At 70.3% G+C, this 21,171-nt stretch carries 20 protein-coding genes; 15 read left to right on the top strand and 5 right to left on the bottom strand.

Going from position 1 to position 21,171, the window contains the following annotated elements; translation table 11 throughout:
- Positions 1-4: 4 nt before the first annotated feature.
- Complete coding sequence (locus NVU01S_RS19900; RefSeq protein WP_043670936.1) at positions 5-1,102, bottom strand: helix-turn-helix domain-containing protein; 1,098 nt, start codon at positions 1,100-1,102, stop codon at positions 5-7.
- 88 nt (positions 1,103-1,190) lie between these two features.
- Between NVU01S_RS19900 and NVU01S_RS19895 the strand changes: the two genes are divergently transcribed.
- Positions 1,191-2,567, top strand: coding sequence for an FAD-binding oxidoreductase (locus tag NVU01S_RS19895; protein WP_043670933.1), 1,377 nt, complete (start codon positions 1,191-1,193; stop codon positions 2,565-2,567).
- Between the two features lie 69 nt (positions 2,568-2,636).
- On the opposite strand, the gene NVU01S_RS19890 is transcribed toward NVU01S_RS19895, so the two are convergent.
- Genes NVU01S_RS19890 through NVU01S_RS19880 form a run of 3 tightly spaced genes read right to left on the bottom strand, consistent with a single transcriptional unit; the run spans position 2,637 to position 5,577 of the window.
- Positions 2,637-3,494, bottom strand: a complete 858-nt coding sequence (locus NVU01S_RS19890; protein ID WP_043670930.1) for a PaaX family transcriptional regulator — start codon at positions 3,492-3,494, stop codon at positions 2,637-2,639.
- Positions 3,475-4,719, bottom strand: a complete 1,245-nt coding sequence (locus tag NVU01S_RS19885) for a kynureninase (RefSeq protein ID WP_043670927.1) — start codon at positions 4,717-4,719, stop codon at positions 3,475-3,477. The genes NVU01S_RS19890 and NVU01S_RS19885 overlap by 20 nt, the downstream gene beginning before the upstream one ends.
- 3 nt (positions 4,720-4,722) lie before the next feature.
- Positions 4,723-5,577, bottom strand: coding sequence for a tryptophan 2,3-dioxygenase (locus NVU01S_RS19880; RefSeq protein WP_043670924.1), 855 nt, complete (start codon positions 5,575-5,577; stop codon positions 4,723-4,725).
- 91 nt (positions 5,578-5,668) lie between these two features.
- On the opposite strand from NVU01S_RS19880, the gene NVU01S_RS19875 reads away from it, so the two are divergent.
- From NVU01S_RS19875 to NVU01S_RS19845, 7 genes are all read left to right on the top strand, one after another.
- The gene (locus NVU01S_RS19875; RefSeq protein WP_052280623.1) at positions 5,669-6,763 is read left to right on the top strand and encodes an alpha/beta hydrolase; all 1,095 of its coding nucleotides are present in this window, start codon (positions 5,669-5,671) and stop codon (positions 6,761-6,763) included.
- Between the two features lie 206 nt (positions 6,764-6,969).
- A complete protein-coding gene (locus NVU01S_RS19870; RefSeq protein ID WP_043670921.1) occupies positions 6,970-7,923 on the top strand; it encodes an NAD-dependent epimerase/dehydratase family protein in 954 nt (317 codons plus the stop codon).
- Positions 7,923-8,885 (top strand): glycosyltransferase, encoded by a 963-nt coding sequence (locus NVU01S_RS19865; RefSeq protein WP_043670918.1) that lies wholly within the window; start codon positions 7,923-7,925, stop codon positions 8,883-8,885. The genes NVU01S_RS19870 and NVU01S_RS19865 overlap by 1 nt, the downstream gene beginning before the upstream one ends.
- Positions 8,882-10,087, top strand: coding sequence for an ATP-grasp domain-containing protein (locus NVU01S_RS19860; RefSeq protein ID WP_043670915.1), 1,206 nt, complete (start codon positions 8,882-8,884; stop codon positions 10,085-10,087). The genes NVU01S_RS19865 and NVU01S_RS19860 overlap by 4 nt, the downstream gene beginning before the upstream one ends.
- Positions 10,084-10,770 carry a hypothetical protein gene (locus tag NVU01S_RS19855; RefSeq protein WP_052280622.1) on the top strand — a complete coding sequence of 229 codons (687 nt, stop codon included), beginning with the start codon at positions 10,084-10,086 and terminating at the stop codon, positions 10,768-10,770. The genes NVU01S_RS19860 and NVU01S_RS19855 overlap by 4 nt, the downstream gene beginning before the upstream one ends.
- A complete protein-coding gene (locus NVU01S_RS19850; RefSeq protein WP_043670911.1) occupies positions 10,770-11,990 on the top strand; it encodes a hypothetical protein in 1,221 nt (406 codons plus the stop codon). Before NVU01S_RS19855 ends, NVU01S_RS19850 begins: the two co-directional genes overlap by 1 nt.
- A complete protein-coding gene (locus NVU01S_RS19845) occupies positions 11,990-12,934 on the top strand; it encodes a GNAT family N-acetyltransferase (protein ID WP_043670909.1) in 945 nt (314 codons plus the stop codon). Before NVU01S_RS19850 ends, NVU01S_RS19845 begins: the two co-directional genes overlap by 1 nt.
- Before the next feature lie 11 nt (positions 12,935-12,945).
- On the opposite strand, the gene NVU01S_RS19840 is transcribed toward NVU01S_RS19845, so the two are convergent.
- Complete coding sequence (locus NVU01S_RS19840; RefSeq protein ID WP_043670907.1) at positions 12,946-13,698, bottom strand: SDR family NAD(P)-dependent oxidoreductase; 753 nt, start codon at positions 13,696-13,698, stop codon at positions 12,946-12,948.
- Between the two features lie 89 nt (positions 13,699-13,787).
- Here NVU01S_RS19840 and NVU01S_RS19835 point away from each other — a divergent pair, with 89 nt between their 5' ends.
- The 7 genes from NVU01S_RS19835 (at position 13,788) to NVU01S_RS19805 (ending at position 21,169) form a co-directional block, all read left to right on the top strand.
- A complete protein-coding gene (locus tag NVU01S_RS19835) occupies positions 13,788-15,065 on the top strand; it encodes a sigma-54-dependent transcriptional regulator family protein (protein WP_043670904.1) in 1,278 nt (425 codons plus the stop codon).
- 94 nt (positions 15,066-15,159) lie between these two features.
- Complete coding sequence (adh, locus tag NVU01S_RS19830; protein WP_043670901.1) at positions 15,160-16,683, top strand: aldehyde dehydrogenase; 1,524 nt, start codon at positions 15,160-15,162, stop codon at positions 16,681-16,683.
- Positions 16,683-17,210: a DUF779 domain-containing protein gene (locus tag NVU01S_RS19825; RefSeq protein ID WP_042262948.1), complete on the top strand. Its 528-nt coding sequence runs from the start codon at positions 16,683-16,685 to the stop codon at positions 17,208-17,210. The genes adh and NVU01S_RS19825 overlap by 1 nt, the downstream gene beginning before the upstream one ends.
- Positions 17,211-17,326: 116 nt before the next feature.
- Positions 17,327-18,979 (top strand): DUF8832 domain-containing protein, encoded by a 1,653-nt coding sequence (locus NVU01S_RS19820; protein ID WP_244467249.1) that lies wholly within the window; start codon positions 17,327-17,329, stop codon positions 18,977-18,979.
- Positions 18,976-19,410, top strand: coding sequence for a FixH family protein (locus NVU01S_RS19815; RefSeq protein WP_043670898.1), 435 nt, complete (start codon positions 18,976-18,978; stop codon positions 19,408-19,410). The genes NVU01S_RS19820 and NVU01S_RS19815 overlap by 4 nt, the downstream gene beginning before the upstream one ends.
- A 50-nt stretch (positions 19,411-19,460) precedes the next feature.
- Positions 19,461-20,630 (top strand): hypothetical protein, encoded by a 1,170-nt coding sequence (locus NVU01S_RS19810; protein ID WP_082032053.1) that lies wholly within the window; start codon positions 19,461-19,463, stop codon positions 20,628-20,630.
- A complete protein-coding gene (locus tag NVU01S_RS19805) occupies positions 20,627-21,169 on the top strand; it encodes a hypothetical protein (RefSeq protein ID WP_052280620.1) in 543 nt (180 codons plus the stop codon). Before NVU01S_RS19810 ends, NVU01S_RS19805 begins: the two co-directional genes overlap by 4 nt.
- Positions 21,170-21,171: the final 2 nt, after the last annotated feature.

Here is a 21,171-nt window from a genome sequence, read left to right as displayed (position 1 = left end):
GCGGTCAGCGCAGATACCATCCGGTGCTGCCGACCGGTATCTCCTGCTGCATGCGCGGCACATGCTGGTCGAAGAACAGTTTGGCGGTCAGCTCGGCCCGGCTGCGCACCTCGAGCTTGCCGAAGATCCGTTTGACGTGATCGTCGACGGTGTGCGCGGACAACGTGAGCAACTTGGCGATCTCGCTCCGGGCATAGCCGCGGGCGAGCAGCCCGACCACGTCCCGCTCGCGCGGGGTGAGCCGGTAGGTGTCGGCGACCAGCGCCGCGATCTCCACCGGGCGAGTGGCCTCGATGATCACCGAGAGCTGATCGGCGGCGTCTGGTAGCCGCTCCGCGTGCAAGGTCGTCCAGCGCCCGCTCCTGGTCCGGGTCCTGGCCCGCGCCGGGCCGGGGCGAGACCAGGCTTGATGCGCCAATGTCATGACGCAGAAAGGGATTTCGCGGTCCGGGTCGACGCCGTCGTCGATCTGCGCCAGCCAATGCGCGGCCGCCGCGGTCATGGTGACCGGGTGCAGCTCGGGCGTCAGCAGCAACAGTCCCGGCCCGGTGACCGCGTCCTCGGTGGCGATCTCGGTGAGCACCATCTCGCGGCGGATGGCGGCGGCCACCGAGGTGGTGGCCGCGCCGGCGAGTTCGGCGTCGGCCGTGGCGAAGTCCGGGACGTCCGCGCCGCGGAACAGCACCAGCGCACCCCACACGTTGCCCTTGTCGCCGAAGAGGATGCGCATCTCGCGGGTCATTCCGCTCGGCACCAGAATCTCCCGGTAGTGCCTGCTGCGCTCCGGATGCCCGTCGGTGGCCGCGCTCAAGGTCATCGCCCGGTGCGGCCCGCGAGCCAGGATCGGCAATGCGAGCGCGTCCTGACCGCCCGCCTCGATCGCGAGCATCGCATCCATGTACTCGAGCGGCAGGCCGTTGCGATGGCAGCCACCGGTCGGCAGCACCGAACCGGGGTCGACGGTCAGCACGCACCACGCGTCGAAGGGCACGGCCTCGCGCAGCACCGCGGTCACGGCGCGCTCCAGTTCGACCGCGCCGGACACGGTCCGGCAGACGCGCTCGACGCCCGCGGTCACCCAGTCCAGGGATTTCTCCGGCATGGGTCTCAGTATCGTCCGCCGTGCGCCCGTGCCGAACCCCCGGAATCGGGGATGGCCGCGCCCGGCCTTGCTGGCGAGGCTTTTTCGCATGACCAGTTACGCCGCCGGGCTGTCCGGCTTCACCGGCACCCTCATCCGGCCCGATGACCCGGACTATCACGCCGCGCGCCGGCTCTGGAACGGCGCCATCGATCGATACCCGGCCGTCATCGCGCGCTGCCGGAGCGCGGCCGATGTCGCGCTGGCGGTGCAGTTCGGCCGCAGGCACGAACTGGCCATTGCGGTGCGCGGCGGCGGGCACAGCTTTTCCGGGCTGTCCATGTGCGAGGGCGGCCTGGTCATCGACCTGAGTGCGATGCGCGCGGTCGAGATCGATCCGCGTGCCCGGGTCGCCCGGGTGCAGCCCGGGGTGCTGTGGCAGCAGCTGGACGCGGCGGCCGAGGCGGTCGGGCTGGCGGTGCCCGGCGGCGAGGTCTCGCACACCGGCGTCGCCGGCCTGACCCTCGGCGGCGGAATCGGCTGGCTGTCCCGTCGTTACGGTCTCAGCTGCGACAACCTGATCGCCGCTCAGCTCGTCACGGCGGACGGTGAGATCGTGGAGATGACCGCGGAAACTCACCCGGAACTGCTGTGGGGGCTGCGCGGGGGCGGCGGGAACTTCGGGGTCGTCACCCGGTTCACGCTGCGGCTGCATCCGATCCCGGTGCCGATGTTCGCCGGGGCGGTGCTGTATCCGCTCGCGGCGGAACCACTTTCGGTGTTCCTGGACGTGGCCCGGACCGCCCCGCCCGAACTCGGATTGAACGCCGCGCTGATCACCGCGCCGCCGGCGCCGTTCGTGCCGCCGCAGTTCCACGGAAAGCCGGTGGTGGCGCTGGCAGCCTGTCACACCGGCGATTTCGCGACCGCGCAGGAGCTGGTCCGGCCGCTGCGCACGGCGGGAACACCGCTCGCCGATCTGTTCGGGCCGATGCCCTACACCGCGCTGCAAGCCATGGTGGACGACGCCGCCGTACCGGGACGCTGTGCCTACGGTCGCTCGGAATGGCTGGGCCCGCTGGATGATACGGCGGTCGACTGCTTGGTCGCGGCAGCCGAACACAGCACTTCGCCGATGTCGCAGCTGCTGGTGCGCATCGCGGGTGGCGCGATCGCGGACACGCCCGCCGAGTCCGCAGCCTTCCGCTTCCGCACCGCCACCGCGCTGCTCACCGTCGCCGCCGTCTGGCCGGACGCGACCGACGACAGTGCGGCCCATCGCAATTGGACCCGGGCGACGTGGGAAGCGATGCGCCCGTGGTCGGCGGGCGGCGGCTATGTCAACCACCTGGGCGACGAAGGCGAGCACCGCATCCGGGAGGCCTACGGCGAACCCGCCTGGCAGCGGCTGGTGCGGCTCAAGCGCGCGGTCGATCCGGACAATGTATTCCATCTCAACCAGAACATCCCGCCCGAGAACCGTTGAGGCGCAATGGTCGCCGCGTGGGGTGCCAAAGCCCTGGGTGGTCTCGACAAGCTGGGCGGCGCGCGGGCCTCAGGACACCATCGATTTCACCCAGCGCCGGCTCGGTGCCAGGCAGCGGTGCTGCGCGTCGGCGAAGAGCCGGACCGCCGCCGGGCCCGGCCACGCCGCGGGCAGCATCCGCTGCGGCAGACCGGGATCGAGATAGGGGATCACGCGCCATTCGTCGAGCGCGGGCACGAACCGTTCGAAGGCGTCCCGGTCGCCGAGCTCGGCCGGATCGAGCAGACCGCGATGCCGGGCGAGGAAGGCGCGGTACCGCGCGGCGAGGGCGGGCAGGTCCCACCACTGCGCCGCCACCGCTGCCAGTGGGCCGGGCACCGAAAGATCCACCGCGCGAAAGGTGGTCACGTACGCGTCGAGCCCGAGCGCGCGCACGATGGCGGTGACCTCGTCGGCCAGGTACTCCGGGCAGATCCACAGCCCGGGCGAGACGGTGCCGCAACCGATCGAGGTCAGCCGCCGCCGCAGCTGGTGCCGGGCGGCGCGCTCGGCTTCCGGGATACCGAACGAGATCAGGTGCCACGCATCGGTGTCGGCCATCTGCCGGAAGCCGAAGATGCGCGGATCGCCGCGCAGGTACATCGCCTCGGCGGCCGCGGTGACGCGGTAACCGCTACGCCCGCCACGGGATTCGGCCGCCAGCACACCTTTGTTCTTGAGGCGGGCGACCGCCGTCCTGGTACTCGGCTCCGGCACGCCGAGCCGGGTGAGCAGCGCGCCGAAATCGGCGATCGCGATCCAGCCGCCGAGATCACGGACGTAGGCGCCGAGTACCGTCCGGGCGAGCGAGGTGGCGCTGCCCGGCCGCGAGTCGATGTCGTCGAGGACGGCACCGGCGGTCGCGGGATCAGGATGCGGTGAGTTCATCGCGAATGGCCGATACCCCGGTGAGCACTTCGGCGAAGGTGGTGCTGAGCGGGCTCAAGCCGATCCGGATACCGTGCGGCGGACGGAAATCGGGAATGACGCCGCGCTCCCAGAGTCGTGCCGTGACCTGCTGGAATCGGGGATGATCGATGGTCACGTGGCTGCCGCGGCGGGCCGGATCTGCTGGCGAGGACACCGTTACACCCAACGGCACCAGCCACGCATGCGCAAGGTCGAGCGCGAAATCGGTGAGTGCCAGCGATTTCGCGCGCACCGCCGGCATACCGGCCGCCGCGATCAGGTCGAGCATGTCCTGGACCGGCAGCATGCCGACGATCGCGGGCGTCCCGCTGATCAACCGCCGGATACCGGGTGCGGGCCGGTAGCCCTGCGCCATCGCGAAGGGATCTTCGCGGCCCATCCAACCCCAGATGGGCTGGCTGAAATCGGCGAGATGCGTGCTGTGGATATAGCCGAACGCCGGTGCGCCGGGGCCGCCGTTGAGGTACTTGTAGGTGCAGCCGACGGCGAAATCGATGCCCCACGAGTCGAGTTCGAGCGGCACCGCGCCCACCGAGTGGCACAGGTCGAGCAGCAGCAGGGCGCCCGCGTCGTGGGTGACGGCCGCGATCGCGGGCGCGTCCAGCAGATAGCCGGATCGATAGGCGACGTGACTGAGCACGACCAGTGCGGTGCGTTCGGAAACGGCCTGTGCCAGTTCGCCGGCGGTGACCCCGCCGGTGAATTCCGGTTCTATCCAGCGCAAGCGCAGTCCGAGGTCGGCCGCGATCGATTCGAGCAGGTACCGATCGGTGGGGAAGTTGTCGCGGTCCAGCACGATCTCGGTGCGGCCGGGCCGCAGTGCGAGCGCGCCCCGGGCCAGCTTGTAGAGCAGCACGGTGGTGGAATCGCCGATGGTGGTCTGCCCGGCGGCCGCGCCCAGCACCGTGGCGCCGATCCGATCGCCGATCGTCAACGGCAGCTCGTACCACTGTTCGTCCCAGCCCCGGATGAGCCTGCCGCCCCAGGCCTCGGTGACGAACTCGGCGAGGCGGTCGGCGCTCGCCCTGGTCGGCCTGCCCAGCGAGTTGCCGTCGAGGTAGGCGACGATCTCGGGATCGTCGCTGCCGAGGAAGCGGTTCGGGTACTCGCGCAGCGGGTCGGCTTGGTCGAGGGCTTTCGCGCGCGTGGCGAAGTCGTCGGTGGTCATGGCGTCGGTGGTCATGGCTCAGCCTCCGAGCTCGGTACGAACGGCGAACAGCTCCGGGAAGAAGGTGAGGTCGAGCGCGCGCTGCAGGAAGCCGACGCCGCTGGAACCGCCGGTGCCGCGCTTGGTGCCGATGGTGCGCAGCACGGTGCGCATGTGCCGGAACCGCCAGAGCTGGAAGTTCTCCTCGAGATCGACCAGTTCCTCGAACGTCTCATAGATCGACCAGTGCTGCTGTGGGGCTTGATAAATGGATTTCACCAGCGGAACGAGTTCGGGGTCGAGCACGTAGGCCTTCGTCACGTCCCGGTCCAGCGTCGAGCGCGGCACGGCCAGGCCGCTGCGCGCGACATGGCGCCAGAACGAATCGTAGAGGCTCGGTTCGTGCAGCAGGGTGTCCAATTCTTTGTGCGCCACCGGATCTGCCTCGAAGACGCGCAGCATGGACGCGTTCTTGTTGCCGAGAATGAACTCGATCGCCCGGTACTGATAGGACTGGAAGCCCGACGAGTTGCCGAGCACGCCGCGGAACTGGGCGTATTCGGTGGGCGTCAGGGTGGCCAGCACAGACCACTGCTCGGTCAGCGTCTTCTGGATATGTTTCACCCGCGCAATGCATTTGAGCGCCACGCCGGTGTCGTCGGCGTCGAACGCGGCCCGGGCCGCCCTGGTCTCGTGCAGCACGAGTTTGAGCCACAGCTCAGTGGTCTGGTGCTGGATGATGAACAGCAACTCGTCGTGATGCTCGGGCCTGCTCACCGGATGCTGCGCGCTGAGCAGGGTGGGCAGATCGAGGTATCCGCCGTAGCTCATGCGGGAGCTGAAGTCGGTGACGATGTCGTGTTCGAGTGCCCGGGTGTTGTGCTCGACGGTCATGCGAAATCCCCACTGATCGGGTACTACCTGGTGCCGCCAGGGTATGACATTATCGTGACGTTCGCTAGATCGATGTCATGGGAGGCGCGCGATGAGCGACCTGCGGATCGTCTTCGGGCCGGACGCCGTCACGCACTGGGCGACCGCCGCCGAACTGCTGGTCGCGGCCTGCGCCGCCTACGACGTCACGGCGGTGCCGGTACGCACCGCCGATCCGGCCGAGTTCGCCGCGGCCTGCCGTGCCGCCGCCCCGGACGAGGAGTTCGTGGTGGTACCGGGTGCGGCCGCGCTGCCACGGGAGGTCCCGCGGCGGATGATCCGGGTGGACTTCGAGCGATGCGCCGCCGACCGGTCCGCCGGTGTGCGCACGCATATCCGTGGCCGGGGCCTGGCCGGTCTCCGGTACGCCGTGGCCGACTGGTATTTCCACCGGCGCCACCCCGCGACGATGCTGACCTACGGCACGCATCCGTATCAACGGGTCTACCTGCGGACACCGGCGGGCCCCGGCCCGTTCCCGGTGGCCGTGCTGCTCCACGGCGGGTACTGGAAGCCGTGGTGGGACAGCGACCTCATGCACGCCCTGGCGGTCGATCTCACCGCCCGCGGCTGTGCGACGTGGAACGTCGAATATCGGCGACCGGCCGAATCGGGCTGGGACGCAACCGTTGCCGATGTCGCCGACGCCTTCGCCGCGCTGGCGCCGGCGGCCGAGGCGCATCGGCTCGACCTCGATCGGATTGCCGTGCTCGGCCATTCGGCCGGCGCGCAGCTGGCGTTGCGCCTGGCCGCCGACGCACGGGGCGGCGACTTGCGGGGCGGCGACTTGCGGCCTGCTGCGGCGGTGAGTCTCGCGGGCGTGCTCGATCTGCGGACGGCGGATCGCCGCGAACTCGGCGACGGGGCGGTGGCGCTCGCGCTCGGCCACCGCTACTCGCCGGACTCGGCCGTCTACCGCTCGGCCGCACCGATCGACCGATTGCCGCTCGGTATCCCGCAACTGATCGTGTGCGGCCTCGACGACGAACCCGATCTGCTGGAGTTCAGCAGGAACTATACGGATCTGGCTCGGACGAAACAGGATTCGGTGGAGCTACTCGAGCTGCCCGCCGATCACTTCGCCGTGATCGATCCGGGCAGCGCGATCTGGCGTCGCACGGCGCAGTGGTTGATGCACACTCTGTGAATCCTCGGGGTGAAATCCTCGGCCCCGAAAACTATGGCTATCGGCGACCTTCCGAAGCTGCCTAGGCTGTGCCGCACATCATCCACGCGTCCGCTGTCCGCGGGTGCGTGGATCCGGACAAAATCCGGACGATGCGGACACCCACGGTTATCCTGCCGGTACCACCGGCGGGTCACCGGATAGATAGCGCAAGGTGGGACAACAGAATGAAGGTCGGGGTCACGGGCGGGTCGGGATTCATCGGCTCCTATGTCTGCGAAGAACTGGTGCGGCGCAACCACGAGCCGGTGATCTTCGACCATCGACGACGGGCGGGTGCGCAGCCCTACGAGGTGATGCTCGGCGATATCCGGGACGCCACCGCGATGGCCGAGCTCGCCGCACACTGTGAGGGCATCATCCATCTCGCCGCGGTGCTCGGCACGCAGGAGACGATCAGCCGGCCCCGGCCCGCCGCGGAGACGAATCTGGTTGGCGGACTGAACTTCCTGGAGTCGGTGGCGCAGTACGATCTGCCCGGCGTGTACATCTGCGTCGGCAACCACTGGATGAACAACAGCTACTCGATCTCCAAGACCGCGGTCGAGCGATTCGTGCACATGTTCAACGCGTATCGCGGTACCCGGGTGACGAACGTGCGGGTGGTCAACGCCTACGGTCCGCGCCAGCTGGCGGCCGCGCCGTTCGGGGCGGGCAAGGTACGCAAGTTCACGCCCGCGGTGATCTGCCGGGCGCTGGCCGGTCAACCCGTCGAGCTCTACGGCGGCGGGGTGCAGCTGTCCGACATGGTCTGGGTGGGTGATGTTGCGCGCGTGCTGGTTTCGGCGTTGGAGTCGGCCGAACAGGGCCTCGTCCCGGAGGTCGTGCTCGAGGTCGGTCCGGCCCGCTCCCAGTCGATCCGCTCCGTCGCCGAGCTGATCATCGACCAGTGCGCCGAATTCGGGTATCCGCGGGTGCCGATCGTCGGTCTGCCCATGCGGCCGGGCGAGGAGCCCGGCGCGGTCGTGCGGGCCGATCCGGCGACGCTGTCCGCCGTCGGCGTCGACCCCGAATCGCTGCTGCCGCTCGACGACGGTATGCGGCGCACCATCGAATGGTTCATCGAGACCCGCGGCACGCATTGGGGTGTGCCGGAGCCCTGCGAGACGGCCACGGCGTGATGGCCCCCGCCGGGTTCGGCCTCACCGTCGTGGTGCCGTGCCGCGACGAAGAGGTCAATGTCGTCGCGGCGCACGCGGCCGTCGTCGCCGAGCTCGGCGAGCACGATATCGAGCTGCTGTTCGTCGACGACGGCAGCACCGATGCCACGCTGGCGCTGGTGACCGGGCTGGCCGCGGAAGACGCACGGGTGCACTACATCTCGTTCGCGCGCAATTTCGGTTTCGAGGCGGCCTTCGCCGCGGGCTATAAATACGCGAGCAAGCCGTGGATCCTGCACCTGGACGCTGATCTGCAGAGTCATCCGAGTCAGGCGCACAAGTTGATCGCCGCCGCATCGGACCGGGTGGACGCGGTGTTCGGGGTGCGCGACGAGCGCGCCGATCCGGCGCTGCGGCGGTGGGGCTCCGCGCTGTCGGAGCTGATCGCGCGTCGCCTGCTCGGGATCGAAATGCCCCGGGGCGCCACGACATTCCGTCTGGTGCGCACCGGCGTCGCCCGCCGGGTCGTCGAATTGCGCCGTCCTGCACCGTACTTCATGGCGTCGCTGCCCGCCGTCACGAATCGCTACACCACTGTGCGGACGGCCCACCGGGCCCGGGCGGCGGGAGCGTCCAAGTTCACCGTCGCGGGACTGGCCCGGCACGCGCTGGACCTGTACATCGGGCATTCCGGCGCACCGGCGGCCGGCGCGGCACTGCTGCTGGTGGCGATCGCGTTGGGCGCGTGCGCGGTGCTCGTCCTGTTCGGCGCGGGCGTGGTGGGTGGCGGTGCGGTACTCGCCGCGCTGCTGTGCGCCGTGCTCGCGACCATGCCGGCCTTGGCTCTGCTGCTGCGTTATTCGGTGCTCACGGCCGGTCGTGGCGTGCGCGCGCTGTATTACATACGAGAGTCCGACCTGCCCATCGACGCGGCCGACCGGCTGCAGCTGGGGCGGTCCGTGGTGGGTGGAGGTGCGTTGTGACGGGCACGGTGGTCATCCTCGGTGGTGCGGACGGCTCGACGTCCACCTATCGCCGAGCCCGCGAACTCGGCTACCGCACCGTCTGCGTCGACCGGTGCGCCGATGCGGTGGCGCGGTCGCTGGCCGACGAATTCGTGCACGTCAGTATTCGGGACCCCGTCGCGATCGCCGCCGCGCTGGACGGGCGCGCCGATATCGTCGGCGTGCTGTCGCCGGCCAGCGATACCGGGCTGTCCGCGCAACGCTGGCTGGCGCGGCACTGGGAGCTGCCGGATCCGCTTGCCGCGCAGGTCGTGCACGCCTCGCAGGACAAGTCCTCCTTCCGGGCGGTGTGCCGCCGGCTCGGTTTCGACAGCTACGGGTACGTCGCGGGGCGGGCCGACGCGGAGCTCGCGTTGCGCGCGGCGACACTGCGGTTCCCCGTGCTGGTGAAACCGCTGGACGCGCAGAGCAGTCGGGGGATCCAGGTGTGCGCGGAGGTGTCCGAGGTCGCGGCGGCGGCGCGGGAGGCGGCCCGGTTCGCCAGCGACGGCGGCGTGATCGTGGAGGAGCAGATCGCCGGAAAGCATTACAGCGCAGAGGTGTTCGTCGATCGTGGACGGATCGTGTTCATCGGGGTCAGTGGCCGCACGCTCACCCCCGCGCCGCATTTCGTGACCGTCGAGCACCGGGTGCCCGCCGACCTCGCCGTCGAACAACGGTGGGAGCTGACCGACATGCTGAACGAGCTGATCACCGAACTCGGCTATCGGCGCGGCCCGTTGACCGTCGATCTGATCGTCGACTCGTTCGGCACCCTGCATCTGATCGAGATGGGCGCCCGGGTCGGTGGCAACGGGCTCGGCGAATTGTTCCGGCACGCTTACGGAGTGGACACCGTCGGGGCATCGATCGCCGCCGCGACGGGCGGCGCGGTCGATGTCATGCCGACCCGGTCCCGCGCCACCGTGTCCGGCGTCCTCTACACCGACGACGCCGGGGTGATCGCCGAGGTGCGCGGCGCCGACGACGCGGCCGCGGCGATCCCCGAGCTGGCGGAGCTGGTGCTCTTCGTCCGGCCGGGCCAGGAGGTGCGGCCCTATCACAACGCGGCGAACAAGCTGGGCCACTTCATCGTCGTCGCCGATCTGCCGGACCGGGCGGCCGCGGCGGCGGACGCGGTGCGGGCCAGGTTGCGGTTCGACCTGAGCGGGGCGGCATGAGTCCGGCGGTGCGCAGCGCGCTGCTCGGCGGCGCGGCCGTGGTCGCGGCCGGGCTGGTCTGGGGGACGACCGGCCGGGAGCACGGTGTGCCTAGTGTGTGGGCGCTGCTGGCCTCGCTGATCCCGTTCGTCTTGGCGACCGAGACGATCGCGAGCCTGCGACCCGACTGGTTCCGGCGCGGACGGGTGGTCGAGATGTGTGCACTCGCCGCGTTTCTCGTCGTATTCTGCTTCCTGGTCCCGAAGATCTTCGCCGCCGCACTGGACGACGATTTCAGCCGGTTGTATTCGTGGATGCGGATATTGGTGCCGCTGCTGATCCTGTGTCTGGCACTCATGCTGCGACTGGGCGGCGCGGGCCCGGCCGTGGCCCGCCGGGTCGGCTACGTGGGCATCCTCGTCATGCTCTCCGGCATCGAGGACCTCGCGTTCCAGCTGCTGCGCGGTAAACCACTGGCCGCGCAGTGGGATTGGGCCGACCACATGACGGTTCGGCTCGGCCATGTGGCGAGCCGGAACGAGGCGCTGGCCTTCATCGTGGTGCATCTGGTCCTGGCCGCGGTGGTGCTGGTGCTGCCCGACCGGTACTGGCAGCGGATCGGCGACGGCCTGCGGCGGCGCGGCGGCGATGTGCGGCGGCGCGCGGTCGCGGTCCGGCAACGAGCGGGCGCGCGTCACCGCTGATGGTGTCCCCGCCCGCCACGTTGCCCGCACCGGCCACCGTGCTGTCGCTGCTCGCCGGGCGGGGCGGGTTTCGGCTCGCCTATCACGGCATAGCGCTTGTGCTGCTGGCGATCTGGGGCCCGGACCAGTTCGCGGTGTACGCCAGCGCGGTCGGCGCCACGGCCTGGATCGCGCTGCTCAGCTCCGGTCCGGAGAAGTCCGTGCTGAAACTGGTGCCGCGACTGCGGCACACGGGCGCGGTCGTGGTGCGGACCGCGGTGCTGACCGCGGCCGTGCCGCTGGTGCTCGCCCTGCTCGTGAGTGCGGTGACCGCGGGCTCGGCGTTCGTGGTCTACCCGCTGGCCGCTGCCTGGAGCGCCGGTCTCGGGCTGTTGACGGTCGTGGTGGCGGTACATCGCGGGGCCGGGCGCCCGGAACGCGACAGCCACGGCTTCCTGCTGCTCGCCGCGGCCATCATCGCGGCGGTGGGAGTCGGTGCGGTAGTCGGGCTTTCACCCGCCGGGCAGCTCGCCGTGCTCTTGGTGGTGACGCTGGGGGTGGCCGGCTGGTCGGCCCGCGGCCTCCCGTCGCTGACGGTGCGGCCGCGACGGGGAACCGCCACGGCGATCGTGCGAGCCCAACTGCTGCTCGGCCTGTACGAGCCGCTGGGCAGCGCGGCCGTCGGCGTGCTGTACGCGGCCTTGGCGCTGAGCGGTCAGCGCGACAGCAGCACGACACTCTATGTGGCGCTGCTGATATCGAGCGTGGTCGGCTCGGGCACGCTGTACCTGCTGCGGATCTATCAGCCCGTGTCGTCGCTGCGGCTGCGCGGTGCAGGCGCGCGGGCCGGGATCGGACTGGCCCGCCGACTGCTCGTCGCCGCCCTCGGCGCCGGCCTGCTCGGCAGCGTGCTCGCGGTCGCGCTGGCCGGGAAGGTCACGGCCGCAGTGCTTGTCGCGGTGCTGCTGGGTTTCGAGATCCCGGTGCACGCGCTGGTGAGTCTGGCGCTGTTCCTGCTGGAGAACACGGGTCGGCGCGAGCTGACGGTCGCCGCCGCCGGTGCCGCAACGCAATTCGCCGCGGTCGCGCTGGGTGCGGCGGTGCTGGTGCCCGCGCACGGTCCGCCCGGCGCGCTCACCGCACTGGTCGCTTCCTATGCTGTGCTCGCGGCGTCGACCCTGCCACGGCTCAGCCGAGCGTCCCGTGTGGTAGCGCGACGTCGCGGTCCCGGAAAGCGGTGATGGGTGTGCGCGTCGATGTCTTCGATCCCTTCCGCGACGCCGAGCCGCCGTGGTGGGACACGGTGCGGCGCACCGCGGGGCTGCGCGCGACCTGGTCCTGGGAGGTGCTCGCCGCGGCCGGACCCCGGCTCGGCATCGCGGTGGTGTTCGACGGCGTGGACGTCGTCGCGCTGGCCGCCGCGCGGTGGACGGCAGGCGTGCTGAACGTCGCTGCGCCGGGCAGCACCGGCCAGCCGGGATGGTGGGTGGCCGACGCCGCACGGGCGCACGAGCTGTTCGGCGTGCTCGCCGCAGGCCTGCGGGCGCGCTTCCGGTACGCCGTGCTCGGCACGCTGTGGCGGGAACTGTCCCGCGAGCAGGTGGCGGCCTTCGGGGGCCCGCGTATCACCAGGGAGGTCAACCCGACCGCGATCCTGCCGGTGGCGTGGCCGGACGAAGACGGCTGGCTGGGCACGCTGTCCTCGAATCGCCGGCGCAGCCTGCGCGCCGAAGCCCGGTGGCTGGCCCGCGATCACGATCTGATCGCCGGTTTCGGGCCCGCGAGCGAGTTGGACGTCGATCAGCTGGTCGGACTGTTCCGGCGGACCGAGGAGAAGTACGACGGGCTCGGCCGCGCACCGCGCATGCCCGACGAATGGCTCTATCGCGTGCTGGTGCACCCCGACGTGCACGCGATGCACTACCACGACACCGACCGAAACCTGTTGGCCGCGTTCACCATTCTGGACCACCCCAGCTGGCCTCTGGTACACCGCTGGGGCGCGCTCCCGGTCGACGAGGGCGGCCGCAAACACCTCTACTTCGACGCCTTCCGCCGCACCGTCGCCTGGGCGGCGGCCGTCGAAAAGCAAGGCCTCGTCTGGGGTAAAGGGCTCCCCGACGTCAAAGCCCGCCTCGGCTGCCAACTGATCCCGCGCTACGCCGTAGCCCTGGCCGGTAGATAGTGCGCGGCCGGTCAATCCACGAGGGCGCCGCAGGAGAGGTTGAGGATCGCGCCGGTCATCGCGCCTGCCGCGTCGGAGACGGCGTAGACGGCGGTTTCGGCGACCTCGGCCAGGCGGGGAAGACGGGCGAGCTTGGTGTCGTCGAGCAGGGCGGTGATAGATTCGTCGTCGGAGGCGAGACCGGGCACCGTGTCGGGGGTGAAATTGGCGCGCAGGCAGAGCACCCGGACACCGTGCCTGCCCACCTCACCGGCCAAACTGCGATTGAGCGCTTCGATTCCGGCGCAGGCGAGGTTGAATCCGCCCATCCGATACCGGGATTCGGCGGCGGCGGTGGCCGACAGCAGCAGGATGACGCCGCTGCCCTGCGCGGTCATCCGCCGGGCGGCGGCGGTCGTGGTGATGAAATGCGAGCGGGCGGCCTCGACGATCGGGGTCATGAAGTCGTCCAAGGTCAGATCGATGAGCGGCACGTCCTGGACCGCGTGCATGCCCACCGCGTTGAACGAGATGTCGAGCGTGCCGTCCTGCGCGACCACGCGGTCGGCATGCGCCTCGACAGCCGCCTGATCGAAGACATCGACCGGCGCGACGGTGGCCCGGCCGCCGCGGCCGATGATCTCCGCGGCCACCGCCGCCAAGGTCGGCTCGGTCCGGCCCACCAGATGCACGTGTGCCCCCGCCGCGGCGAAGGCTCTGGCGACGGCCCCGCCCATACTCCCCGCTGCCCCGTAGACCACCGCGTTCTTGTTGTTCAGTCGCATGTCTCTACAGACGGTCCTGGTCGCCGGAATTCATCACCCGCCCCGGCGGGCGCATTGCCCGGGTCCGGCTCGCAAGGGAGGATGGAGAGGTGGCCATCGGATCCAGCGCTCGGGTGAATCCCTGGGTGGCGCTGGGCCCGGAAGACGACGCGGAGCGGGTGAGCCACCACGTTTCGGCCGCACACGAATTGTTCGTCGCGCGCGGCGAGGCGCCCCGCAGCGTGCGCCGGGTGATCGAGGCGTCCTGGTTGCGCAGTCGCGGCAACGGCATCGACCCGGACTGTCAGATCGGCCGGACCTCGCTCACCGGCCTCGAATTGGAGCGCTATCGGCGCGCGCATCCGATGGCGGCGGTGCGCCCGGTGGTGCAGAAGCTGTTGGTCGAGGACGCACAGGACACCGGACTGCTGGTCGCGCTGAGCGATGCGCGGGGCCGGCTGCTGTGGGTGGAGGGCGACGCGGCGGCCAAGGACCGCGCCGCGCAGATGAACTTCGCCGACGGCGCGGACTGGAGCGAGGCCGCGGTCGGTACCAACGCCCCGGGAACCGCACTGGCACTTGATCATTGCGTGCAGATCTTCGGCGCCGAGCACTACAGCCGGGTGGTGCATCCGTGGAGCTGCGCGGCGGGCCCGGTGCACGATCCCGCGACGGGACGGGTGCTGGGCACGATCGACATCACCGGCGGGCCGCGGGTCGCCGTCCCCGAAGTGCTCTCGCTGATCAAGGCGACCGTCGCCGTCGCCGAATCCGAGCTGCGCGCCCATCCGGCCCCGGCACCGGCCACGCCGCGGGTCGAACTGCTCGGCGCCGGTCCCGCGCTGCGGTTCGGCCACGAGCGAATCGCGCTGTCGCGCAGGCACTCGGAGATCCTGCTCCTGCTGCTGGAACATCCCGAGGGGCTCTCGACCGAGCACATCGCGGTGCTGCTGGACGAGCGTGACCTCGACGCGGTGACCGTCCGCGCCGAAATCTCGCGCCTGCGCCGCATTCTCGGCGGCGCCACGCTGGGATCACGACCGTATCGCTTGCTGACCGAACTCGATTCGGATGTCGCAGAGTTGCGTCGCGCGCTGCGCCGCGGCGATATCGCCGCGGCCGTCGCGGGGTACCGCGGGCAACTGCTGCCCGCCTCGCGCGCGCCCGGCGTCGGCCGGGTGCGGGAGGCGCTGCGGGCCCGAATGCGTGCCGCAGTGCTCAAGTCTCGCGATCCGGCAATACTCGGTTGGTGGATCGGCTCCGTCGACGGCCGCGAGGACCGCGGCGCGTGGGCCGCCTATCTCGCCTCGCTGGACCGGGATTCGTCGTTGTACGCGCAGGTGGCGGCGCAGCTGCGGATGCTCGATCGCGAGTTGGGCGGCTGCTGAACGGTTCCCAACGGTGATGCAACGTTGGCGTTCTAGTGTCGTGGATCACATGTCGTGTCCCACGACAGTGCCGTCTCGACCGCGAGGAGCTTCGATGACTGTGTACGCCCGGCCCGGTGCACCGGATGCCCTGATGAGTTACCAATCCCGCTACGACAATTGGATCGGCGGCCAGTGGGTGGCACCGGTCAAGGGGCAGTATTTCGAGAATCCGACGCCGGTTACCGGCGAAAACTTCTGCGAGGTAGCGCGTTCCACGGCGGAGGACATCGAACTCGCGCTCGACGCGGCGCATGCCGCCGCCCCGGCCTGGGGCAAGACCTCGGCGGCCGAGCGTGCAGCCATCCTGAACAAGATCGCCGATCGGATCGAGGCGAACCTGGACGCGATCGCCCTGGCCGAGGCGTGGGACAACGGCAAGCCGATCCGCGAGACGCTGGCCGCCGACATCCCGCTGGCCGTCGACCACTTCCGCTACTTCGCGGGAGCGATTCGCGCGCAAGAGGGTTCACTGTCGGAGATCGATGCCGAGACCGTCGCCTACCACTTCCACGAGCCGCTCGGCGTGGTCGGCCAGATCATCCCGTGGAACTTCCCGATCCTGATGGCGACCTGGAAGCTGGCGCCCGCGCTGGCCGCCGGCAATGCGGTGGTGCTCAAGCCCGCGGAGCAGACTCCGGCCTCGATCATGTTCCTGTGGAGCATCATCGGCGATCTGCTGCCGCCCGGTGTGGTCAATATCGTCAACGGCTTCGGTGTCGAGGCGGGTAAGCCGCTGGCCTCCAGCAACCGGATCGCGAAGATCGCGTTCACCGGCGAGACCACCACCGGCCGGCTGATCATGCAGTACGCGTCGCAGAACCTGATCCCGGTGACGCTCGAGCTCGGCGGCAAGAGCCCGAACATCTTCTTCTCCGATGTCATGGGCGCCGACGACGACTTCCTGGACAAGGCCCTGGAAGGCTTCACGATGTTCGCGCTGAACCAGGGCGAGGTGTGCACCTGTCCGTCGCGCTCGCTGATCCAGGCCGATATCTTCGACCGCTTCCTCGAGCTGGCCGCGCTGCGGACCAAGGCGGTGCGCCAGGGCGATCCGCTCGATTCGGAGACGATGATCGGCGCGCAGGCGTCCAACGACCAGCTGGAAAAGGTGTTGTCCTACATCGAGATCGGCAAGGGCGAGGGCGCGCAGCTGGTCACCGGTGGCGAACGCGCGCTGCTCGGCGGCGACCTGAACGGCGGCTACTACGTGCAGCCGACCATCTTCACCGGCCGCAACGCGATGCGGATCTTCCAGGAGGAGATCTTCGGACCGGTGGTGTCGGTGACCTCGTTCACCGACTACGACGACGCCATCTCGATCGCCAACGACACCCTCTACGGTCTCGGCGCGGGAGTGTGGTCCCGCGACGGCGGCACCGCGTACCGGGCGGGCCGGGATATCCAGGCGGGCCGGGTGTGGACCAACACCTATCACCAGTATCCGGCGCACGCGGCGTTCGGCGGCTACAAGCAGTCCGGGGTCGGCCGGGAGAATCACAAGATGATGCTCGACCACTACCAGCAGACCAAGAATCTGCTGGTCAGTTACGCGCCGAAGGCCATGGGATTCTTCTGATGGCACAGCCCGCCCCGCCCCGGCTGGTGGCGACCACGGCGGCGGCGCAGCTGCTGCGCCGCCTCCGTACCGCGCACGGCGCGCTGATGATGCACCAGTCCGGCGGCTGCTGCGACGGGTCCTCGCCGATGTGTTATCCGCTGGGGGAGTTCATCATCGGCGACCGCGACGTGCTGGTCGGCATCATCGATCTGCGCCTCGCGGTGGGCGAGGTGCCGACGACGCTGCCCGGCGACGAACTGGACGCGGTGCCGGTATGGATCTCCGGCTCCCAGTTCCAGGCGTGGAAGCACACGCAACTCGTCATCGACGTGGTGCCCGGCCGCGGGTCCGGCTTCAGCCTGGAAGCGCCGGAGGGCTGGCGCTTCCTCAGCCGGGCAAGGGCATTCACGGCCGCGGAGAACGAGGCGCTGGCGGCCGTCGCGCCGGTGGTCGGCGCCGAGTACGAATCCGGCGCCCGCCCACCGGTTCCCGACACGCCCCAGGTGGTCGCCGCGGCGGTGGACGCGTGCCCGGTGCCACGGTGACGCGGCAGGCGGGCATTCTCCGGAACTTCCCCTATTCGGACATCAACCCAGCGGGGTAGACCGGATCCCCTCAGCAGGTGATGATCTCGCGGCGCGGTGTCCCTAGGGTTGCGGAAGTGCCCGTCGCCCGTGCTGCTCGATATCGCGTCCTGTTGTTCGCGGGATGGCTCCTGCTGCTGGGCGCCGGGGCGGCGCCCGCGCTCGCTGATTCGGCCGCCGCGGGCGCGGATCTCTCGATCGCCCAATCCCTCGGCGACCGGGAACTGACCGTGATCCTGCGCCGGGTGACCAGTGTGCCGGGGCCGCTGCGGGTCGACGTCGTCACCCACACCGGTACCGCCGCGGGGAGACTCGCCCTCGCCGCCGTCCCCGCGGGTGCGGTCGACGTCGATTCCACGCTGTCCGCGCCCGGTGTTCCCGTGGCGGAGACCAGCATCGAGCTCGGTGCGACGCCGGGGATGTACTCCGCGACCCTCGACATGGACCGGCCCGGGCCGTGGGAACTGACCATCGGTGACGGCACCCGGGTCGCCCGGATCCCGTTCGTCGTGCCCGCACAGGTCACCTCGCCGCCGGAACGCCTGGTCTATCGCGGCTTTCTGGTGGCCGGTGTGCTGTTGCCGGTTGCCGTGCTGATCGCCGTGCGCGCCAAGCGTCCCGCGTGGGCTCTGCTCCCCGCGGGCGGAATGGTCGCGGGCATCACGGTCTCGGTGACCGCGGCGCTGCTCTCGGCCTCGCTCCCGCTGCCGCCGCAACCGGGTGGCCAGCTCGATCCCACCCTGGACAACGTCACCGATCCCTACGCGGTGAATCAGCCCACGATCGCGGACTTCTCGCGCCCGCCGGTGCTGCTGACCGTGGCGAGCGGACCGTTGACCGCGGGGCAGCCCGGCGATATCGACCTGGCCCTGCTCGACGCCGCCACCGGTGCGCCCGTCGACGACCTCGTGGTGCACGACAGCGCGCTGGTGCATCTGCTCATGGTCGGGCCGTCGGGCGGCCTGTCCCATCTGCATCCGATCCGGACCGGCCCCGGGCGCTACCAGGTGCGTTCGACGGCAACCGAACCCGGGCGCTACGCGCTGTCCGCGGAACTCGCGCGTCGCGGCGGTGGTGTGCAGATGGCTCGCGCCGCCACCGGTGTCACCGTTCTGCCGGGCGCGCCCGGCCGCGCCGCGCCGCCACCCGCCCCGGTATCGCTCGGCGGTCCGGTGACGTCCGCGTCGCTGGTGCTCGACGGCACTCCCATCGAGGTCGAGACGACCGCCACCGTGGCCGGGCAGCCGACCACGATCACCGCCGAGGTCGGCGACGCCGCCGAACTGCAACCGTGGCTCGGCATGGTCGGTCACCTGATCATGGCGGGGCCGATACCGGACGGCAGCACCGATATCGCGGCGGCCGTGCACGATTCGGCCATCTGGGGGCACGGCCACTCGATGGGGCCGACATCGATGCAGGGTATGGCGGACCTGCCTGAAATGGACCATGCGTCAGGAGCACACCACATGCCGGGCATGGAGCACGCAGGGCCGCACGGCATGCCGGGCGCGGTCACCGAGCCCGCGGGCAGTCGCGGCGTGATGCTCATGCCACCTGCCAACGGACAGAGCCCACCCGACGAAACCGTGGCCGCCTACGGACCGGACGTGCCCTTCACCTACACCTTTCCGGCCGCAGGCCGATACCGGCTCTGGATTCAGGTCGAACGACGCTTCACCGTACTGACCATTCCGGTGGAGCTCGAGGTCGCGGAGGCGCGGCGATGAACGAAACGAGCACGCGCACGACTCGCTCGCGCCGTCCGCTGATCATCGCCGCCGCATTGGTCGTCGTGCTCGCGGTACTCGGCTGGCTGCTCTGGCCGGGTTCGGCGCAAGCGGTGGCCCTGCGCTCGGGCACCGAACGCCACCTGGTGACGCTCACCCTCGAGCGAGTCCGACTGGGCGACACCGCCGTCGACGTCGCGGTCACCGATCGAGCCGGAGCGCCTACCGCGCATGCCACCGTCACCCTGCAGGCGACCCAGCTGCTGATGGGCCACGCCGGCCCACCTGTCGCGCTGACCGCCGCGGGCGACGGTCGCTTCCACGCCGACTCGGTGTCGCTGATGATGACCGGTCCGTGGGAACTGCGCCTGACGATCGACGCGCACGGCGGCGTCGACCAGATCACCGTGCCGCTGTGGGTGGGCAACTGAAACAGACACGCGGCACACAAGATTCGACGAGGCACCGAGGAGGGCAGCGGATGGACAGCTCGGCAGCGTTCGACGCGAGCGAAGGGCGAGCCGGACCGGCGGTGGACACCGTCGCGGCCCGGCCCGCGCCGGACCACACGGCATCGGACAGCAGCGCCGCCGCGCGGGCGGGCGCCTGGGGCGTACTGGCGGGCACCGCCGTCACGTTGGTCGGGTTGAGCTGGGACATCCAGTGGCACAACGATGTCGGGCCGGATACGTTCTTCACGCTGCCGCACCTGTTCCTGTATTCCGGCAGTGCCATCTCCGGGTTCGTCAGTCTGGCGATGGTGTTCCTGGCCACCGCCGCGCAGCGGGCCGGGCGACCCGTGCCACGGCTGGGCGGCACGCCCATTCGTGTCTTCGGCAGCGCCCTGACCGCGCCGCTCGGCTACATGATCGCCGGGGCGGGCGCGGCCCTGTTTCTGCTCTACGGTCTGCTCGATCTGGAATGGCATTCGATCTACGGCTTCGACGCGGTGCTGAACACGCCGTCGCATGTGGCGCTGTTCCTGTCGATCACGGTGACCATGATCGGCAGCATCATCGTGTTCGCGGCGCATCGCGACCACCGGTGGGGCCGGCTCGGCATCGTCGCGGCGGTCCCGATCCTGATCACCTTCGCGCCGATCCTCGCGCAGGCCCTGGACAACCTGGACCTGCCGGTGGATTCGACCATTCTCGGCGTGCTGTTCTTCGGCCCGCTGCTGCTCGTCCTGGGCGCGGCCGTGCTGGCGCGGCCCGGCGCCGCGCTGGCCATCGCGGTGGCCCTCGGTGTGCTGCAAGGGATTCTGTGGTGGTTCTCGCCCTGGGCCGCCGAGGCGTACGCCGATTCGATCGGCCTGCCGCTGCGCGACGGGCTCGGCGCGCGCCCGCCCTCGCTGCCCGCGATCATGCCGATGTTCCTGCTCCTCGCAGCGGCCGGGATCGAGGCCCTGTTCTGGTCGGTGCGCACCCGCGGCTTCGACGCGCGAAAGGTCGTCGTGCTGGCCGGTGGCTTCGCCGGAATCGTGGTCGGCGTGACGTTCCCGCTACAACTGCAGCTCACCCACTTCTTCTCGGGTGTCGGGCCCGGTGACGTCCTGATCTCGACCGCGCTGGGACTGCCACTGGGGCTGCTGGCGGGTTTCCTCGCCGGCCGATTCGTCCGCATGCTGCCCACACCGGGAGATCTCCGATGACCATCCTGCGCAGATTCGCGCTCACCGTGCTGGCGGCGATCACGCTGTCGCTGGTCGCGATCAGCCCCGCGTCCGCGTACGCGCCGGTCGACATCGTGCACACCGAGCGCGTGCAGGCCGGACCGTACGGCCTGACCGTCGGCTTCTCCACCTGGCCGATCCGGGCGATGCAGTCGCTGGACTTCACCTTCATGCCCGACGGCGGCATCGCGGACAAGTCCGGGACGCTGAAACTCACCGGGCCCGGGCTGAATTGGCGGCGGCCCGCGAAGTTCGTCCGGCACCCGCGCAAGCGCGACTCGTGGGGCCTGGACATCTTCGCGGTCGACGATCCCGGCAGCTACCGCTTCGCCTTCACCATCGATGGCCCGCTCGGGCACGGCGAAGGCACCCTGGATGGGCTGCAGGTGCTGGACCAGCCCGGCCCGCCGCTGCCGCTGAGCTGGTCGATCGCCGCCTTGCCGCTGCTCGGGCTGCTCGGTTTCCTCACGATCGCCTGGCGGCGCACCCGGCCCGGCGGCAAGCCGTTATCGGTGTGAGT

Source organism: Nocardia vulneris (assembly GCF_001613425.1).
Classification (GTDB): Bacteria; Actinomycetota; Actinomycetes; order Mycobacteriales; family Mycobacteriaceae; genus Nocardia; species Nocardia vulneris.
The sequence above is the reverse complement of the archived record's forward strand: the minus strand, read 5'-3'. Positions and strand labels throughout refer to the sequence as shown.

Excerpts from the sequence above, each read along its gene's own strand:
- NVU01S_RS19900 (WP_043670936.1), bottom strand. The coding sequence starts at position 1,102 with ATGCCGGAGAAATCCCTGGACTGGGTGACCGCGGGCGTCGAGCGCGTC.
- NVU01S_RS19895 (WP_043670933.1), top strand. The coding sequence starts at position 1,191 with ATGACCAGTTACGCCGCCGGGCTGTCCGGCTTCACCGGCACCCTCATC.
- NVU01S_RS19890 (WP_043670930.1), bottom strand. The coding sequence starts at position 3,494 with ATGAACTCACCGCATCCTGATCCCGCGACCGCCGGTGCCGTCCTCGAC.
- NVU01S_RS19885 (WP_043670927.1), bottom strand. The coding sequence starts at position 4,719 with ATGACCACCGACGCCATGACCACCGACGACTTCGCCACGCGCGCGAAA.
- NVU01S_RS19880 (WP_043670924.1), bottom strand. The coding sequence starts at position 5,577 with ATGACCGTCGAGCACAACACCCGGGCACTCGAACACGACATCGTCACC.
- NVU01S_RS19875 (WP_052280623.1), top strand. The coding sequence starts at position 5,669 with ATGAGCGACCTGCGGATCGTCTTCGGGCCGGACGCCGTCACGCACTGG.
- NVU01S_RS19870 (WP_043670921.1), top strand. The coding sequence starts at position 6,970 with ATGAAGGTCGGGGTCACGGGCGGGTCGGGATTCATCGGCTCCTATGTC.
- NVU01S_RS19865 (WP_043670918.1), top strand. The coding sequence starts at position 7,923 with ATGGCCCCCGCCGGGTTCGGCCTCACCGTCGTGGTGCCGTGCCGCGAC.
- NVU01S_RS19855 (WP_052280622.1), top strand. The coding sequence starts at position 10,084 with ATGAGTCCGGCGGTGCGCAGCGCGCTGCTCGGCGGCGCGGCCGTGGTC.
- NVU01S_RS19850 (WP_043670911.1), top strand. The coding sequence starts at position 10,770 with ATGGTGTCCCCGCCCGCCACGTTGCCCGCACCGGCCACCGTGCTGTCG.
- NVU01S_RS19845 (WP_043670909.1), top strand. The coding sequence starts at position 11,990 with ATGGGTGTGCGCGTCGATGTCTTCGATCCCTTCCGCGACGCCGAGCCG.
- NVU01S_RS19840 (WP_043670907.1), bottom strand. The coding sequence starts at position 13,698 with ATGCGACTGAACAACAAGAACGCGGTGGTCTACGGGGCAGCGGGGAGT.
- adh (WP_043670901.1), top strand. The coding sequence starts at position 15,160 with ATGACTGTGTACGCCCGGCCCGGTGCACCGGATGCCCTGATGAGTTAC.
- NVU01S_RS19825 (WP_042262948.1), top strand. The coding sequence starts at position 16,683 with ATGGCACAGCCCGCCCCGCCCCGGCTGGTGGCGACCACGGCGGCGGCG.
- NVU01S_RS19815 (WP_043670898.1), top strand. The coding sequence starts at position 18,976 with ATGAACGAAACGAGCACGCGCACGACTCGCTCGCGCCGTCCGCTGATC.
- NVU01S_RS19810 (WP_082032053.1), top strand. The coding sequence starts at position 19,461 with ATGGACAGCTCGGCAGCGTTCGACGCGAGCGAAGGGCGAGCCGGACCG.
- NVU01S_RS19805 (WP_052280620.1), top strand. The coding sequence starts at position 20,627 with ATGACCATCCTGCGCAGATTCGCGCTCACCGTGCTGGCGGCGATCACG.